The organism is Nonomuraea sp. B1E8, assembly GCF_039871515.1.
Taxonomy (GTDB): Bacteria; Actinomycetota; Actinomycetes; order Streptosporangiales; family Streptosporangiaceae; genus Nonomuraea.
The window spans coordinates 151,921-168,764 of the sequence record NZ_JBDPLS010000017.1 but is presented as its reverse complement, the minus strand read 5'-3'; the positions used below and the strand labels follow the sequence as shown (position 1 = coordinate 168,764).

General features: G+C 72.3%; 15 protein-coding genes. 6 read left to right on the top strand and 9 right to left on the bottom strand.

The window, feature by feature from the left end; translation table 11 throughout:
- Positions 1-86: 86 nt before the first annotated feature.
- The 5 genes from ABGA98_RS39870 to ABGA98_RS39850 all read right to left on the bottom strand — a co-directional run bounded on the left by ABGA98_RS39870 (position 87) and on the right by ABGA98_RS39850 (position 4,744).
- Entirely contained in the window at positions 87-926 is an 840-nt protein-coding gene (locus ABGA98_RS39870) for an Ig-like domain-containing protein (protein ID WP_347623655.1), read from the bottom strand.
- Positions 927-1,002: 76 nt separating this feature from the next.
- Entirely contained in the window at positions 1,003-2,106 is a 1,104-nt protein-coding gene (fahA, locus tag ABGA98_RS39865) for a fumarylacetoacetase (RefSeq protein WP_347623654.1), read from the bottom strand.
- Entirely contained in the window at positions 2,103-2,870 is a 768-nt protein-coding gene (locus tag ABGA98_RS39860; RefSeq protein ID WP_347623653.1) for a hypothetical protein, read from the bottom strand. Before ABGA98_RS39860 ends, fahA begins: the two co-directional genes overlap by 4 nt.
- Positions 2,867-4,036, bottom strand: coding sequence for a homogentisate 1,2-dioxygenase domain-containing protein (locus ABGA98_RS39855; RefSeq protein WP_347623652.1), 1,170 nt, complete (start codon positions 4,034-4,036; stop codon positions 2,867-2,869). The genes ABGA98_RS39860 and ABGA98_RS39855 overlap by 4 nt, the downstream gene beginning before the upstream one ends.
- A gap of 78 nt (positions 4,037-4,114) precedes the next feature.
- Entirely contained in the window at positions 4,115-4,744 is a 630-nt protein-coding gene (locus ABGA98_RS39850) for a helix-turn-helix domain-containing protein (protein WP_347623651.1), read from the bottom strand.
- Between the two features lie 204 nt (positions 4,745-4,948).
- Between ABGA98_RS39850 and ABGA98_RS39845 the strand changes: the two genes are divergently transcribed.
- Both ABGA98_RS39845 and ABGA98_RS39840 read left to right on the top strand, forming a co-directional pair.
- Complete coding sequence (locus ABGA98_RS39845; protein WP_347623650.1) at positions 4,949-6,127, top strand: FAD-dependent oxidoreductase; 1,179 nt, start codon at positions 4,949-4,951, stop codon at positions 6,125-6,127.
- Positions 6,128-6,248: 121 nt separating this feature from the next.
- Positions 6,249-6,734, top strand: coding sequence for a hypothetical protein (locus ABGA98_RS39840; protein ID WP_347623649.1), 486 nt, complete (start codon positions 6,249-6,251; stop codon positions 6,732-6,734).
- On the opposite strand, the gene ABGA98_RS39835 is transcribed toward ABGA98_RS39840, so the two are convergent.
- Positions 6,726-7,970: an MFS transporter gene (locus tag ABGA98_RS39835; protein ID WP_347623648.1), complete on the bottom strand. Its 1,245-nt coding sequence runs from the start codon at positions 7,968-7,970 to the stop codon at positions 6,726-6,728. The two genes, ABGA98_RS39840 and ABGA98_RS39835, sit on opposite strands and share 9 nt — an antisense overlap.
- 194 nt (positions 7,971-8,164) lie before the next feature.
- Between ABGA98_RS39835 and ABGA98_RS39830 the strand changes: the two genes are divergently transcribed.
- The 4 genes from ABGA98_RS39830 (at position 8,165) to ABGA98_RS39815 (ending at position 14,362) form a co-directional block, all read left to right on the top strand.
- Positions 8,165-10,210 carry an MMPL family transporter gene (locus tag ABGA98_RS39830; RefSeq protein ID WP_347623647.1) on the top strand — a complete coding sequence of 682 codons (2,046 nt, stop codon included), beginning with the start codon at positions 8,165-8,167 and terminating at the stop codon, positions 10,208-10,210.
- Between the two features lie 134 nt (positions 10,211-10,344).
- Complete coding sequence (locus ABGA98_RS39825; protein ID WP_347623646.1) at positions 10,345-11,634, top strand: hypothetical protein; 1,290 nt, start codon at positions 10,345-10,347, stop codon at positions 11,632-11,634.
- A gap of 143 nt (positions 11,635-11,777) precedes the next feature.
- Entirely contained in the window at positions 11,778-13,178 is a 1,401-nt protein-coding gene (locus tag ABGA98_RS39820; RefSeq protein WP_347623645.1) for an AAA family ATPase, read from the top strand.
- Positions 13,175-14,362, top strand: a complete 1,188-nt coding sequence (locus ABGA98_RS39815; protein WP_347623644.1) for a tetratricopeptide repeat protein — start codon at positions 13,175-13,177, stop codon at positions 14,360-14,362. Before ABGA98_RS39820 ends, ABGA98_RS39815 begins: the two co-directional genes overlap by 4 nt.
- Before the next feature lie 163 nt (positions 14,363-14,525).
- On the opposite strand, the gene ABGA98_RS39810 is transcribed toward ABGA98_RS39815, so the two are convergent.
- The 3 genes from ABGA98_RS39810 to ABGA98_RS39800 all read right to left on the bottom strand — a co-directional run bounded on the left by ABGA98_RS39810 (position 14,526) and on the right by ABGA98_RS39800 (position 16,832).
- Entirely contained in the window at positions 14,526-14,900 is a 375-nt protein-coding gene (locus ABGA98_RS39810; protein ID WP_347623643.1) for a hypothetical protein, read from the bottom strand.
- A gap of 95 nt (positions 14,901-14,995) precedes the next feature.
- Entirely contained in the window at positions 14,996-15,346 is a 351-nt protein-coding gene (locus ABGA98_RS39805) for a hypothetical protein (RefSeq protein WP_347623642.1), read from the bottom strand.
- Positions 15,347-15,686: 340 nt separating this feature from the next.
- Positions 15,687-16,832, bottom strand: a complete 1,146-nt coding sequence (locus ABGA98_RS39800; RefSeq protein WP_347623641.1) for a hypothetical protein — start codon at positions 16,830-16,832, stop codon at positions 15,687-15,689.
- Positions 16,833-16,844: the final 12 nt, after the last annotated feature.

Here is a 16,844-nt window from a genome sequence, read left to right as displayed (position 1 = left end):
ACCGTTCACCCGGAAGGTGCGTCCGTTCTGTGCGATGTCTTGATCTAAGCAGTCAGATCATCGCAGGTCGGAGGCACCTTCTTCATTTATCGATCTTCAGGGCGAAATTCGGGCTGAATAGCTGAGGTCAGGTGGATGCCGCTGGTCGTGGTGTATTCCTCGGTGGTGGCCATGCCCGCGCTGATGGCCATGCGCTGCACGATCTGGCCGCCGCGGCGGACGACCATCTGGTGGGTCCTGGTGTCGATCGTGCTGGTCTGCGAGCGGCCCACGGTGAAGACGAACGTGGAGTCGACGGCGCCGTGCAGACCGTCGGCCGCGCGCACGCCCGCCAGGTGCGCCGTGACGGTGACCTGCTGCCGGGGCGCCCAGAACTCCCGGGGGCGGAAGACCACCCGCGTGTCGCTGGTCCACCGCCACGCGCCTTCCACCGGGTGCTCGGCGGTGACCTCGAGCGCGCGCTCGACGGCCGTCCGGTCCTCCACGGGGGTGTCGAAGTCGATGATGATCGGCATGCCCGTGCCGACCGTCTCGCCGGGCAGGGGGGCGGTGGCGGCCACCCGGAACGTACGCCCGGCCGCGCGGGTGCGGAAGCGGCCCAGTGCCACCGTCGCGGGACCGCCGGCGACCGTGGCCGTGGCGCTCACCGTGTATTGGGCCGCGGGTCTGAGCGTCCAGTGGGAGCGCCAGACCGTGCGTGATCGGTCGAGCCCGCCGGGCACGGGCTCGCCGCGTTCGTGGACCGTGACCTGGGCGAGCGTGCCGCCCCGCGCCCTGATCACCAGTCCGCGGTCGGTGCGGGCGCGCTTGGCGTCGAGGGGCGGCCACACGCGCACCACGGGCGGGGCGGGCGAGGTCTCGGCCGGGAACGACGCGCAGCCACAGACCAGGAGGAAGGCGACAAAGGTCACCACGGCACGCCGCATGTCCACTCCTGCTTTCCGAGAGTGAGAGGGGCTCCCTAGGGTAGCGGTGTGTCAGCATGCAAGCACGCGGAGTGACTTATCGGACGGTTCCGGAAACCTCCCCCAACGTCAGGTCGCCGGCCGTCGCCCGGATCGTCACGGTGTCGCCATCCTGCAGGAACGCGCGGGTCTCGCCGCCGGCCAGCTTGATCGGGTCGGTGCCGTTCCACGTCAGCTCGGTGAGCGAACCCCGCTCGCCGCGTTCGGGGCCCGAGACCGTGCCGCTGGCGAACAGGTCTCCGGTGCGCAGCGAGGCGCCGTTCACCGTCATGTGCGCCAGCATCTGGTCGGGTGTCCAGTACATCGCCGCGTACGGGGGCCGCGACACGGTCTCGCCGTTCAGCACGACCTCCAGCGTGATGTCGAGCCCCCAGTCGCCCTGCCTGCGCAGGTATTCGGCGGGCTCGGGATCCTGGGCGCGGCCGGGGATCCTGGGCAGCGCCTCCAACGGCGTGACCCACGGCGAGACGGACGTGGCGAACGACTTGCCCAGGAACGGCCCGAGCGGCACGTACTCCCAGCCCTGGATGTCGCGCGCGCTCCAGTCGTTGACCAGCGTCACCCCGAACACGTGCTCCTCGAACGCCCCCGCGGGCGAGCCGTGATCGGACGGCACGCCCACCACGAACCCCAGCTCGGCCTCGATGTCGAGCTTCCTGCACGGCCCGAACACCCCCGGGCCGAGCTGGCCGTGCGGGCGTCTGACCGGCGTGCCCGACACGACGACGGTTCCCGACCTGCCGTGGTAGCCGACCGGCAGGTGCCGCCAGTTGGGCTTCAGCGGCTCGTCGCCGGGGCGGAGGATCTTGCCGAGGTTGCTCGCGTGGTCGATCGAGGCGTAGAAGTCGACGTAGTCGGCGACCTCGAACGGCAGGTGCAGGCGCACCTGCTCCAGCGGGATCAGGTGCGCCTCCGTCACCGAGAGGTCGCCGGTCAGTTTGTTCTGGATCAGCGTCCTGGTGTCGTGCCAGGCGGCGCGGCCCCTGGCCATGAACGGGTTGAGCGTGGGAGCGGCGAACACCTCGTCGTGCAGCGCCGGCGCCAGGTCGAGCACCCTGTCGCCGTACCGTACGCCGACCCTGGGCGCCTGTCCCGGGCAGGAGAAGACCCCGTAGGGCAGGTTGTCGACTCCCCAGCTCACGCGTTCACCTCCACGAGTCCGAGCGCGCGCAGGTCCTCGATGGGCGTGCCCGTGCTGCACGAGCCGTAGCTGACCAGCAGTTCGCGGGCGCGCTTCGCGGTGTCCCCGGTCACGGACCGCGCCAGGCGTACGAGATGGCCGACGTCGGTGGTGCGCAGCGCCGGCCCGGGGTCGCGCCCCTCCACGGCCTCGCAGACCGCCACCAGCAGGTTGAGGAAGCCGTGCCGGTCGACGCCGAGCGAGGGGTCGAAGTGGCGTACGGCGTGGTGCAGCCCGGCCGTGGCCTTGAACGGGATGCCGTGCTCCACGCATGACCTGATGAACGCCGCGAGGTGGTCGACCGGCGGGAAGTCCTCAGGCGACGGGCCGCCGCAGCGCACCTTCAGTCCCACCCCTGCGGGCGGTTCGAAGGTCACCTTGTGCGGCGGGACCTCGACGAAGAGCCGCACCCCCTGCGGCAGGGACAGCCGGGCCGCCACCGCGGCGACCGGGGTGTCGGCGGGCGCGCGGATCTCGACGATGTCCACGGGCAGGTCGTCGAAGGCGGGCAACTCGTCGGTGTCGACGATGAGGCCGATGCGCCGCGGCCGGAACTCCATGCCGCGCAGCCGGTCGAGCCGGCTGGCCGGGCAGAGGAACCGGTGCGTGAGGACCGGGCTGCCGCCCTCCAGGTCGCGCCGGTTGCGGGACAGGGCCTCGTCCATGTGCAGCGACGTCGGCGGGAACAGGCCCGCGTCGTCGATCAGTGCCGTGAAGATGCTCATCGTGCCCAGGTCCAGGCGTAGCCGGGATCCTCGCAGGACAGCGCGGCGGGGCCGAGGTCGAGCGGGCGGAACGTGTCGACCATCACGGCCATCTCGCTCGTCGTCGTGACACCGCGCCCGACCGCCTCGATCACCGCCTCGACCGCTCCGGGCTGCGGCCCGTGCGTGAACCCGGCGGGATGCAGGGAGATCGAGCCGACGTCGATGCCGGACCCCTTGCGCGCGGAGTAGTCGCCGCCCGCGTAGAACATGAACTCGTCGGAGTCGACGTTGTGGTGGTTGTACGGGATCGGGATGGCCTCGGGGTGGTAGTCGAGCGGCCGCGGGCAGAAGGAGCACACCACGAACCCCGGCCCCTCGAACGTCTGGTGCACCGGCGGCGGCGCGTGCGTCTTCTTCACGATCGGCTCGAAGTCGTCGATGTTGAACGCGAACGGATAGAGGCAGCCGTCCCAGCCGACCACGTCGAAGGGGTGGTTGCGGTAGACCAGCCGGGTCAGCCCGCCGCGCGTGCGTACGAGCACCGGCACCTCCTCGCCCTCCACGACGAGCGGCTCGCCTGGGGCGCGCAGGTCGCGCTCGCAGTAGGGCGCGTGCTCCAGGAACTGCCCGTGCTGCGACAGATAGCGCTTGGGCGGCCTGATGTGCCCGCCCGCCTCGATGGCCAGCACGCTGACCTGGCCCTCGGGCACCCAGCGGTGGATGGTGCCGGTCGGGATGACGACGTAGTCGCCCTCGCCTGCCTCGATCACGCCGTACGTGGACTCGAAGCGCACGGTGCCGCGCTGGACGTAGACGCACTCGTCGCCCATGGAGTTGCGGTAGAGCTCGCTCGGCCGGTCGCTGGTGGCGTACGACAACCGGACGTCGCCGTTGCCGGCCAGCAGCATGCGGCCCGTGACGAGGTCGCCCGCGCTGGACAGCTCCTGCGTGCGGAAGTGGCGAGGTGAGAGGGGCAGGTTGGGTTCGAGGCGGGCCTCGGCCGTGGGCGTGACCGCCTCCGCCTTGACGATGGCGGTGGGCAGGTGGCGGTGGTAGAGCAGCGAGGAGTCTGACGAGAAGCCCTCCTCGCCCATGAGCTCCTCCGCGTAGAGACCGCCGTCCGGCCGTCTGAACTGCACGTGCCGCTTGCGCGGCACCTCCCCCACGACCCGGTAGTACGGCATCTGCCCCTCCATTGTGTCCGCTAATCGGACGGCAGTGTCCTCTATATGCGACTACCGTCCGCTATCGGTCTGGAGATGTCAACCCAGGGCCGCGGCCAGTTCGGCCGCCGCCGCCACCACTCGCGGCCCCGCGGACACCTCCAGCGGCCCGAACGTCACCACCCCCACCGACGCCTCAAGCCAGGGCAGCCCGGTGACGGGCGCGGCGACACCCCGCGCACCCTCCTGCAACTGCCCTTCCGTGACGAAATAGTCGTCGCCGCCCTCGCGCAGCCCCAGGATCGCCCGCCCCGCCGCGCCTTTCGCCAGCGGATGGCGCGAGCCCTCGCGGTAGGCCACGTGCATGTCGGTCCAGGACGGCTCCACCACCGCCACGGCCAGCCCGTCGTCGCCCTCGGCCACGGTCAGGTGCGCGGTCGCGCCCACCTCCTCGGCCAGCCGCCGCAGCGCCGGCATCGCCGCCGCCCGCAGCAGCGGCTGCACGGCCTGCGCCAGCACCAGCACCCCGAACCCCAGATGCACCCGGCCGTCGGCGTCCCTGCGGACGAACCCCTCGTTCATCAGCGTCGTCAGCAGCCGGTAGACCACCGGACGGCTCAGCGACAGCTCGGCGCTCAACTCGGTCGGCGTGCGGCCGTTCCTGCCGTCGGCGAGCAGGCGCAGCAGGCGCAGCCCGCGCTCCAGGGTCTGGGCGGATTCAGCGGCCATGCGACCGATTATCCAGCCGGGCGAACGGAGCGGGGGAAGGCGGCGGCGTGGGGCGATCGAGCCTGCCTCACGGAGTGAGGCCATTCCGGGCGTCTTCGAGGTCCCGGTACGGATCCGCGTGGCGGGCAACTGCGCCGGCGTGGTGGCCCGGATCATCGTCGGCTGAGCCTTGCGGGCACGTGCCTTTTGCGGTCACCTGGTGTCATGAAATCGGTCATCGTGGTCGGAGCGGGCATATGGGGGTCATCACTGGCGTTGCGGCTGGCCGAAACCGGCTGGCAGGTGACGCTCGTCGAGCAGCACAGGCCGGGGCACGTCCGGCAGTCCAGCGCCGGTGAGACCCGGCTCCTGCGCTGCTCGCACGGCGACGACGCCTGGTACGCCCAGCTCGCCTGGCAGGCCAGGGACGGCTGGCGCAGGCTGGAGGAACGGGCCGGCGAGGAGCTGTACCACGAGGCCGGCATGGTCTGGTTCGCGAGGACGCCCGACGGGTGGGAGCACAAGAGCGCTCAGGTGCTGAAAAATCTGGACATCCCGTGTGAGGTGCTGGACCCGTCCGACGGCGGCCGCTTCTTCCCCGACCTGCGCGCCGACGACCTCCGCTTCCTGCTCTGGGAGCCGTACGCGGGCGTGCTCAGGGCCAGGCGGGCGACCCAGGTGACGGCCGCCCTGGCGGTGGCGTCCGGGGTCCGGCTGGTCAGGGCGCGGGCGGTGCCTGTGGCGGGCGACACAGCGGGCGACACAGCGGGCGGCACAGCGGGCGGCACAGCGGGCGACGCGGCGCCGTACCAGGCCGCGGTCGAGATCGACGGCGAGGTGCGGCACGCCGACCGGGTGGTGTGGGCGTGCGGCGCGTGGTTGCCCGCGCTCTTCGACGACGTTCCGGTTACCGTGACGAAGCAGGACACGCTGCACTTCGCGGTGCCGTCCGCGTGGTCCGTGCCCGAGACGCCCGCCTGGGTGGACCACGGCGCCTCCGCCTACGGTCACGGCGACGTGGACGGGGTGGGGATGAAGGCCACCTCCGACGCGGAGGGGGAGCCGTACGAGCCTGAGCACGGCTCGCGGGAGGTGGACGCGGCCGCCGTCGAGCGGGCACGCGCGTACCTCCGGCGCAGGTTCCCCTCGCTGGCGCAGGCGCCGGTGCTGTTCAGCCAGGTGTGCCAGTACGCGCTCACGCCGGACGCCGAGTGGATCGTCACCGAGGTGTCGCCAGGGGTGTGGCTGTTCGGCGGGGACTCGGGGCACGGGTTCAAGCACGGGCCCGCGCTGGCCGGCTACGTGGCGGGCGTGCTCGACGGCGACCACGCGCCCGAGCCGCGCTTCGGGCTGCACGAGCGGATCCCGTCGCGCGGGCTGAGGACCAGCGGCCACGTCCTGTAGGGCCGGCGGCCGGGTGGGGTAGGGCCTGCCCTACCGGGCGTTCGGGGGACGGCGGGCATGATTGCGGCGGTGTTCCCGGTGGAGACTTCAAAGGTCACCACGTCTTACCAGGAGGCCCGCGATGAGCACCGTCACCCGGCAGTCCACCACCCTGCCTGTCCAGCCGCCGCCCGTTCTGCGGACCGCCGCCACGCTCTGGCTGGCGGCGGTGGCGCTGGGCGTGTTCGAGGCCGTCCTGATCGTCTCCGGGATCCTCGGCGAGGGCTCGGCCACGCTCGCCGAGCTGCTGCCCGGCCTCGGGTTCCGGGTGGCCGTGTTCGCCGGGGCGACCTATCTGGCCCTGCGGCTGCGGGCAGGGGCCGACTGGGCGCGCTGGGCGCTGGCCGGGACGCTGGGCGTGTTCGGCACGATCTCGCTGCTGATCGAACCGGTCGAATGGCTGCTCGCGGGCGGCTCGATCAGCCAGGCCGTGGCCGGGATGGACCTGATGGGCGTGGTAGGGGCCGCCGCGAGGACCCTGCACCTGGCGGCCGTGATCGGCGCGCTGGCCCTGATGTTCCAGCCGCGGGCCAACGCCTATTTCCGGGCCTCTCGCAGGTCAGGTTGAGGCCGGCTCCAGCCGCGCCTTCGGCTCCGGGGCGCGCAGGTTGCGCACCCCGGGGAAGAGCAGCGCCGCCAGCGTCGACAGCACGACGATGACCGCGCACCCCAGCAACGCCGCCTCGATGCCGAACAGGCTCGCCGCCGGCCCCGCCAGCAACAGGCCGAGCGGGCCGAACATCAGGGACCCGAGCATGTCGTACGAGCTGACCCGCGACAGCGACTCGGCCGGGATCTCGCGCTGCATCGTGGTCATCCACAACACGCCGAACACGTCGAAACACACGCCGAGCACGAACGCCCCGGCCACGATGCCCCAGAGCGGGGCGTCGAGCCCGAGCAGCGCGGTCGGCAGCGCGGTCGGCAGGCAGAGCAGCACGGCCACCAGGATCGGCCGCTTCGGCCGCAGCCGCAGCGACACCAGCACCCCGGCGATCGTCCCCACGGCCTCGCCCGCCAGGAACGCCGACCACGCGGCCGGACCGCCCAGGCTCTCCTTGGCCAGCAGCGGTCCGAGCACCCCGTGCGAGGCCTGGATGGCCATGATCATCAGGGAGAACTGCGCGACCACCACCCAGATCCACTGCCGCGAGCTGAACTCCCGCCACCCGTCACGCAGGTCGGCCAGCACCGAGTGCCGCTCGCCCCTCGGACGCTCGCCCGGCTTCACGCGCAGCAGCGCGACCAGCACGCCGGCCACCGCGAACATCGCGCCGCTCACCGCCAGCGCCCAGCCGCCGCCGAACAACACCACGGCGCCGCCGCCCAGCACCGCGCCTGCCACGCGGGAGACGTTCATGCCGAGGCCGAGCAGCGCGTTGCCGGTCTGCAGCCGGTCCTCGGGCACGACCTCGGGGATGATGCCGGTCAGCGCGGGGAACGCGACGGCCGTGGCCACGCCGCTCAGCGCCGCCGCCGCGCTCAGCGCGGGCAGCGGGGTCCAGCCGGTGAGCATCATCACCGCCAGCGCGAAGAAACCCGCGGCCATCAGGAACTCGGCGGCCATCAGCACCCGATTCCGCGGCAGCCGGTCCGCGATGACGCCGCCGACCAGGGTGAACACGACCATCGGCAGCGCCTCGGCGGTGAGCACGACCGACAACGTCGAGGCGGTGGCGCCGGGCAGGTTGAGCACGCCGAACGCCAGGGCCACCGGCGCGAACGCGCTGCCCAGCACGGAGATCGTCCGCGCCGCGAGCAGCAGCGCGAACCTGCGGTCGCGGAGCAGCCCGAGATCGCTCATGAAACTGTGCACCCGCGGCCCCCTGTGAAGGTCAAACCCCACCATTCTCCAGGGGCGTCCCGCTGTTGTCGCGCGAATATTTCTTGTCACGCCGGTGACAAGAGCGCCCCCGGAATGTGCCGGCGGCGGGCAAGAATCGAGCCTGCCCGTCCCGTAATTTGCTAGGTCCCTGCAGTCGGCGAGGGGATCGGGCCATGCGGTACACGCGGATCGCCCGTGTGCTGCTCCTGCTGAGCCTGGTGGGGGCGGTCCTCGCCGCGCCGCCGGGGCTGGAGCTGTTCGGGCGGATGACGGACGGCGCCCAGGACCCGCGGTCCGGCTCGGCGACCGCCGCCCGCTGGAGCGAGGCGTGGTACGCCGCCCCCGACGTGGTGGTCCTCTACCGGCACCCGTCGGTCAAAGTGCGCGATCCCCGGTACAAGAAGGCGGTGCACGACTCGCTGCGGCGGCTGCCGGCGGCGCACGTGAGCGCGCTGGCCACGTACTGGACGACCGGGTCGAAGGCGATGGTGTCCGGCGACGGGCACGCGACGTACGCGCTGGTCACCCTCCGGGACGGCGCCGAGCTGGAACGCTATGCGGCGATCGCGGACCGGCTCAGGAGTGTCGAGAACCTGCACGTCGGGGTGGGCGGGCCGGTGCCGCTGCTGGCGGAGCGCAACGCGCAGGCCGCCGCCGACCTGGCCCGCACCGCGGCCGTCGCCGCGCCGGTGCTGCTCGCGCTGCTCGTCCTGGTGTCAGGGAGCCTGGTGGCCGCCGCGGTGCCGGTGCTCGCCGGGCTGCTCGCCGTCGGGGGCACGGTGATGCTGCTGCGGCTGCTCACCGAGGTGGTCGAGATCTCCATCACCTCGCTGTACGCCGCCGCCGTGCTCGGGTTCGCGCTGGCCGCCGGGTACGCCGTCTTCATGGTCAAGGCGTTCACGGACGCGCTCGGCGACGAGGCGTCCTGCGAACGGTCTCTTGTCGCGGCCGGACGTACCGTGGCCCTGTCCGGGACGGCGGTGGCCGTGTCCCTGCTCGGGCTGCTGCTGTTCCCGCGGGCGTCCCTGAACGCGTTCGGGCCCGTGGCTGCGGCCGTGGCGCTCCTCGCCACGGGCGTCGCGCTGGTCGTGCCCGCCGCCCTGCTCGGGGTGCTCGGCCGGGGCGTGGCCGCGCTGCGGATCGTCCCCGGACTCTGGTGGCGGCCACGCGCGGTCCTGCCGCAGCTGGTCGCGACGGGCGCCGTGCTGGCGGCGCTGGCGGTGCCGTACGCTCAGGCCCAGCTCGGCGGCGTGGACCGTCGTGCGCTGCCCGCCGGCGCGGAGAGCCGCAGGGTCGCCGAGATCGTCGAGCAGGGTTTCCCCGGGAACCCGCTCGGAGCGCTCGACGTGCACGTCCTCGTCGAGCGCTCCTTCGCCGGCAAGCCCCGCGAACCCGGGCCGCTCGGGCAGGGCCACACGCCGATCAGCGCCGTCACGCGGGTGACCGCCTCCGACGTACGGTCCCTCGCCGGCCGGCTCGAACGGCTGCCGCACGTCACGGGGGTCTCCGTATCCGGGCTCTCCCAGGAGCACGGTGCGGTCCGCCTGTCCGTCCACCACGCCCTCGACCCCATGTCCGCCGCCGCCGGGGAACTGGTCGCCTCGATCAGGTCGGTGGATCCGGCGCCGAAGGTGCGCGAGGTGGTGGCCGGCGGTCCTGCGGCGGCCCGTACGGACCTGCTGGCCGCTTACACGGGGTCGCTGCCGTGGGCGGCGCTGGTGGTCTGCGCGCTGTCGTACGCCCTCCTGGCTCTCACCCGTCTCCGCCGCCGCTCAGCGCCCCCGTCCCGCCTGTCTGGAGCGCCCGCGCCTCCAGCCCGCCCGTCCGGAGCGCCCGCCCGTCCCTCCGCGCCCCCGACCGGCCCTTCCACTGCCCCCGCCCGTCCCCCCGCGCCTCGGACGCGCCCCTACGGGGAGCCGGCCCGCTCTGCCGGGCCGCCGGCTGTCGCGCCTGGGCCGGCCGGCGCCGGGAGGGGCAGGCAGGAGGCGGCGGATCGGCCGGTCGTACGTTTCGGGAGCGACGCCGGGGTGCTGCCGGTGACCGTGAAGGGGCGGCCGGCGGTTTTCGGGGCGGACACCGATCCCGTGCCGCTGACCCAGGAGGATCGCGAGCTGTCCGAGCGGCCCGAGCGGCCCGCGTGGGTCAGGGTGACGGCCGGGCGTACGAGGGTGGTCCGGGCCACCCGAGGCGGATGGACGTGGGCAGAGGTGGAGGAGTGACCCCGGTGAACATGACGCGAACGCCTACTTCGCGTCGGGATAGCCGTGAAGTAAAGGCCTACATTTCATTGAACGTTGTTGATCGTCCGGATATTGTGCGAATGCCAACGATCACCCCCTGGAAGTAAGGTGCCATGCGACTGCGGCAGCTCTTCGTCATCGGACTGGCCCTCTCACTTTTGGGCATCGGCGTTCCCGCGTGGTCGGAGGACGACCCGAGGAGCTGCAACGACCTCCTCTCCGAGGACACTCCGGCGTACGTCGTCTGCCGCTGGATGGCCACCCCGGAAGAGGCCGCCGACATCGCGAAGTTCTGGCTCGACAACGACGGCGAGCACATGGTCGAGGCCGGCCCGATGGACCCGATCACGATCGACTGCACCCAGCCGGGCAACGAGTGCGCGACGGACTCGGAGGGGGACGGCGAGGCGCACGACGCCGGCTCGCCGGACGTCCCGGGCGCCGAGGACGGCGGCACGCCCGAGTGCCAGAACGGCGAGCAGTGCTACGTCGACGGCAGCGGCATCACCCCCGAGCAGAAGGCCGCCGCCAAGCAGACCCCGGCGGGCCAGGCCGCGCAGACCGTCTCCCAGACGAACATGCGGATCTGGATCGACACCGAGCTCGCCGACGACTACAAGGCGGGCAAGCTCGCCGAGGCCGCCAAGAAGGTCGCCGCGCTGGCCGCCGCCCAGCCGGGGGTCGTGGGTGTCAGGTTCACCTCGAAGCTCGGCGCCGACAACCAGGCGTTCGGCAGTGCCGACGAGCTGGACGCGTTCGTCAGCGAGGCCACGACCACGCTGCGCGGGCTGCTCCCGGGCAAGAAGCTCGCCGCGCACACGGTGGTGCCGCTGTTCGGCTGCGGCTCGAACGACGCCTGCAAGGCCGAGATGACCACGAAGTATCCGCTGCTCGACCCGGAGCGCATCGGCGGCTGGCTCGCCAAGGGCCTCATCGACCAGCTCGCCCTGGACAGCGGCCACCTGGCCACGGAGTACGCGACCTGGAAGATCGACGCCGCCGAGGCCCAGCGTAACCAGTGGATCCAGGTCAGGGCCCGCGCCTGGGACGCCTACGGCCAGATCGCCGCCGAGGACGCCTCCTTCGCCGCCGCCGGCAGCGCCCAGCTGAACGAGGAGCAGGCCGTCCAGGCCATCACCGACCGCATCGCCGCCCCGCTGCAGGACGACGCCGCCGAGACGGTCACCCTGTGGACCCGCTGGCAGAACGACCAGGGCCAGGTCAACCGCGTGTACGGCGAGAAGTGGGCCGCCAACACCACCTGGGATCAGCTCAAGAAGCTGGGCACGGTCCGCGCCCGCCTGGCCACCGTCTACGACCCGGCCAACCCCGAGGTGGACATGGCCACGGACCTGAAGAACCTGTCCGAGGTCTTCGGCCAGATCTACCTGCACGCCGCCTGATCGTCCGACCGGTAAGCCGGGCATCGCCTCCCAGGGGCGATGCCCGGTTTTCTGTCATGGGCGGGCATTCCGGATGTCCAGGGGCTGGTTTCGGTATGTTACGAACCTCGAACCACCCAAACCCCGACAGAAGGGAACGGCACGTGTCGGACGACGCCGGCCTTCAGGCGCTCCGCGAGGCGGCGCGTCTCTCTCCGGACAACCTTCCGCTGCGCCGGCACCTCGCCGGTCAGCTTCTCGCCGGCGGCTACCTCGCCGACGCCGAGGCCGAGTTCCGCGGGGCGCTCGCGCTCGCCCCGAAGGACGCCGAGCTCACGGCCGGGCTGGCGGAGGCGTTCATCAGGCAGAGCGCCCACGGGGCCGCTCTGGCGGCGCTGGAGCCGCTGCTCGACACGCCCGGCCACCCGCCCGTACTCGGGGTGCTGGCGGCCAGGGCGCTGCTCGGAGAGGGCGACCCCGCGCAGGCGGCCCGCCGCTACCAGGAGGCGGTCTCCCGCGACCCGTCCGTGGGCGACGCCGACCTCGCCGCCCGCCTGGCGCCCCCGCCCCCACCCCCGCCGCAGGCGGCGCCCCCGGCCTCGTCGTACGCCGGACCCCACGCCGGACCCCACGCCCCGCCTGCCCCCGCCTACCACGCGCCCTCCCCGGGGCCCGCGGACCGGGCCACCGCCGAGGTCGAGCACTCTCAGGTGAGTTTCGCCGACGTGGCGGGCATGGAGGCGGTCAAGGAGGCGCTGCGCGTCAAGCTGCTGCTCCCGCTCCAGCAGCCGGAGATGTTCGCCGCGTTCGGCAAGCGCGCGGGCGGCGGCGTGCTGCTCTACGGCCCTCCCGGCGCGGGCAAGACCCACCTCGCCAGGGCCGCCGCGGGGGAGCTCGGCGCGAAGTTCGTCAACGTCGGCCTGGCCGACATCCTGGACATGTACATCGGTTCCAGCGAGCGCAACCTGCGGGCCACGTTCGACCTGGCCCGGCGCAACCGGCCGTGCGTGCTCTTCTTCGACGAGGTCGACGCGCTGGCCGCCCGCCGCTCCGACATGCGCCAGGCGCACACGCGGCAGCTGGTCAACCAGTTCCTGGCCGAGCTCGACGGCGTGGACGAGCACGCCAACGAGGGAGTCCTCGTGCTGGCGGCCACCAACGCCCCCTGGTACGTGGACCCGGCCTTCCGCCGGCCCGGCCGCTTCGACCAGCCCGTGCTCGTCCCGCCGCCGGACGCCGCGGCCCGCGCGGCCATCCTGCGCATCCTGTGCCGTGACAAGCCCCTGGCCGAGATGGACTACGACGCGGTCGCCCGGGTCACCGACCACTTCGTCGGCGCCGACCTCAAGGGCCTGGTGGACCGGGCGGTGGAGGCCAAGCTCCAGCAGTCGATCAGCGCCGGCCGTCCCATCCCGCTGACGACGCCCGACCTGCTGGCGGCCGCGCAGACCATCCGCCCCACGGCGGTGCACGAGTGGATGGCCACGGCGCGCAACTACGTGATGCACGCGAACGACTCGGGCGCGTGGGACGAGCTGCTGCCCTGGGTCAAAGGCAAACGGTGACGACCACGGGCGACCCCCTGGAGCGGGCGCGGACGCTGCTGCAGCTGCGCAGGCCCGCCGACGCCGAGCGCGAGCTGCGCGGCGTGCTCGCCCAGGAACCGCAGTACGCCACCGCGCACGCCTTCCTGGCCCTCGCCCTGGTCCAGCAGGGCAACGCGGCCGAGGCCGTCGAGGAGTCGGACGAGGCGGTACGGCTGGCGCCCGACCACTGGTCCACCCACTACGTGGCCGCGCAGGTGCACCACCGGGCCCGCCGCCCTGCCGCCGCGCTGGCCGCCGCCACGACCGCGCTGCGGCTCAATCCCGAGCACCCGCCGATCTGGGAGCAGCTGGCCCGTGCCCACATGCTGGCCGGACAGTGGCGCCAGATGGCCGACGCGGCGCAGCGTGGGCTGGCCATCGACCCGGAGGACCCCGACCTGGTGAGCCTGCTGTCGCTGGCCTGCACCCAGCTCGGGGATGCGCAGCCGGCCAGGGCCGCCGCCGCGCACGCCGTACGGCTGGATCCGGAGAGCGCCGCCGCACACCTCGCCTACGGCCGCGCGGAGCTGGCCTTCGGCGACCCCCGGCGGGCCGCGGAGGCCTTCCGCGAGGTGCTTCGCCTCGATCCCGGCTTCGGCCACGCCCGGGATCTGCTCGTGGCGGCGCTCAAGCAGCGAAACCCCCTGTACCGATGGCTCGCGGCGGTGCGCGGCAGGTTCCGCGGCGGGTGGCGGCTGCTGTTCCTGCTGCCCGCGATCCCGCCGGTCATCCTGGTCTTCATCGTCGTCGCGCTGCTGCACTGGGCGGCGTGGGTCGCCGAGGCGGTCACCACGCTCCGGCTGGCCCGCGGCAAGGCCACCCAGCTGCTCTTCGAGGTCGTCGAGTCCCGTGTGGCCGTGCTCTGCTGCGGCCTGGTGGCCGTGGGCGCGGTGGCCCTGGGCCTCGGGATCGTGCTCGGCAGCGAGCCGCTCGGCACCGCGGGCGTCGGGGCCATGGCCCTGGTCACGCCCGCCCAGGAGGCCGCGCACACCGGTTCGGAGCCCCGCCGCAGGATCCTGTACGGCTGGGCGGTCCTGCTCGCCCTGGCCCTCGTCGTGTCGGTGGTCATCGCCTCGGTGGGCGTGGCGATGCTCAGCCTGTACGCCTGCCTGGCGACGGTCTGGGTGGCGGCCGGCGTGCGCGGCAGGCCGGAACTCCTTTAGCGCAGCGTGCCGCCGGATCGCCCTCCGGGACGGCCAGGCCGAACTTGGTCGCGAGCACCATGGCGCCGAAACCGATGGCGGGAACCTGGAGACTTCACGCGGGCGCCACCGGAACGAGTTCACCGGGCTCCATGACGGCGTGAAGGTCGTCGCCGCCCATGGTTCACGTCCTCTTCTGTCCCCTCGCCCTCCCCTTTGCGGGGCTGGACGCCGACGCCAGGTCACCGGCCTGGCTGTCGGAAACCTGATGCTCCAACGCCTTCATGATTTCGGGTGCCAGGGCGTCTGCGAGTGCGGGCGCGAGCGCATCGGCCAAGGCGGATGCATAGATCTGCGCGAGCAGAAGCTTTTCCACCGACGATGTCTGGGACTCCGCCCGCGATGCCGACGCGCGGGTCAGGGCTTCCATGAGGTCGCCGCCGCGCGCGCGGGTTTTGGCGGACGAGCCGGCCTCGCTGAGGATTTTGCGAATGGCCTCATCGATGACGGATTCCCAGGGGTCGTGCTCGGGCGTGTTTCCAGAATGCTCCGCCGCCATGAGTTGCTCCTTTACAGCTGGTCAAGTCGTCTCCCGGTTCCGCGGCTCCGGCACCGGGAGACGGACACCTAGTTTGTGATTCGGCCGGGCACTTGCTATCGGCACGCGAGCGCTGCCAGCAGCAGCGGGTGCTCGATGAGGTTGGTTCCGCTTTCCCGGCGGCGGCGCATGAGTGCGGCCAGCAGGAGCGGGTGTTCGATGCCGCTTTCTTCGGCTTCTCCGCGGCGGCGCATGAGCATGGCGAGCAGCAGCGGGTGCTCGATGAGGTTGGTTCCGCTTTCCCGGCGGCGGCGCATGAGCGCGGCCAGCAGGAGCGGGTGTTCGATGCCGCTCTCCTCGGCCTCCTCACGACGGGCCGTGAGTGCGGCGAGCAGCAACGATTCGAAGGCCTCCCGATCCTCGCCCTCGCGCTCTGGCGCCTCTGCACGTTCTGCGGTCGTGGTCATCTGATTCCCTTTCAGGCACGGTGAAATGCACACCGGGGTGTTGGAACAGGTACAAGCGCACTGTACCCACGAGCCATATACCTAACTCGAACAAATAGGACACTGTGCGACGTGAGATCCGTCTTTTGTCGGCCTCAGTCCACTCCTTTAGGTAAATACGCCTGATGGCGAGTTGATTCATGGGGCAGCCCATAGTTCCGGCCAAAGATTCACATATTTGGGTTTCGGTGCATGAAAACCAGTTCCGGCTCCTCGCTTGGCTCTTCCCTTGCCTGGCACGCGTACATGTGCGCACGCACCGAGTGGGCCCCGCTTGACTCTCCCCTCCCCGGCATGACTTTCAGTCACCCTTCGGGTGCTCGCAGCGACCCGAGTGGAGGGCCGACTCGGGCTGCGGGAGGGAGCGGCCCAGGTCGGCGAGGAAGCGGGCGAGCCCTGCCCGCTTGCGGAAGAGCTCGTCCAGCTGGGGCGTGGGCTCTCGGTCCAGCAGCTCGATGGGGATCGCCGTCCAGGCGCTGCGCAGCACCAGCGAGGCCACGTAGCCGAAGGAGACCTCGGCCGGATCGGCGATGCCGGCGACCGCGGCGGCGTAGGCGCTCTCGATCGTCTCGTGGACGGCGGGCAGATCCGCCGGGTCGAGTTCGCCCGTGTGGGCGCGGCCGACCAGCAGCTGACCGAGGTCGAAGCCGACAGCCGCCGGATACGGCCAGCTCCAGTCGATGGCCACGAACTCCGCCGACCCGTCGGCCGGGATGAGCATGTTCCCGGGGCTGGCATCCCCGTGGACGAGGGTGTGCGGGAGCCGGTCCAGCGTTTCGAGCATCGGGTCGATCCGCTCCGCCAGGGCCAGCAGGTCGGCGCGCAGCAGCGGGTCGGCGTGCGCGGCGACCAGCGGGTGCCGCCACGTCGCCGGGTCTCTGAGGGCGGGCAGGAACAAGCTGTCCACGGGGCCCGCCCGGTAGTGGCGGAAGGCCAGGTTGAGCGGCTCCCGCCGCCCGGCTGACCGGTCCGCGACGAGACACGCCGCCGAAAGCTCGCCGAGCAGCCGGGCGGCCCGCCGGTAGGTGTCCAGGTCCCACACGGCGGGCGCGAGCGGTACGTCCTCCAGCCACATGACGAGCCGGTCGTCCCCGAGGTCGTCCAGCCGGTAGAGCCGCGGCAGCCGCAGCCCGCCGGGCAGCGGCGGCGAGGCCAGATAGACGTCGGCGTCGGCCCGCCACGGGAACTGCGCGTCCAGGCCCGCCCGCACTTGCTCCGGAACCGCCGCGTACCCGGCCCAGTGCCGCGCCGAGTGGATCGACTTGACGAAGAACGACCACGTCGCGCCGCCGGTCGTGGTGCCGCGCACGCGATGGAGCGAGCCCGTTGACAGCGTCCCCGGGCTGAGGTCCAGCGGCTCGACGTGCCGGTCGGCGATCTCGGCCCGCGGGTCGCCCAGGCTCTCCCGGACGAGGTCCGTCACATCGGTGGTCACCGGCATGCTCATGAGCAGAGCATG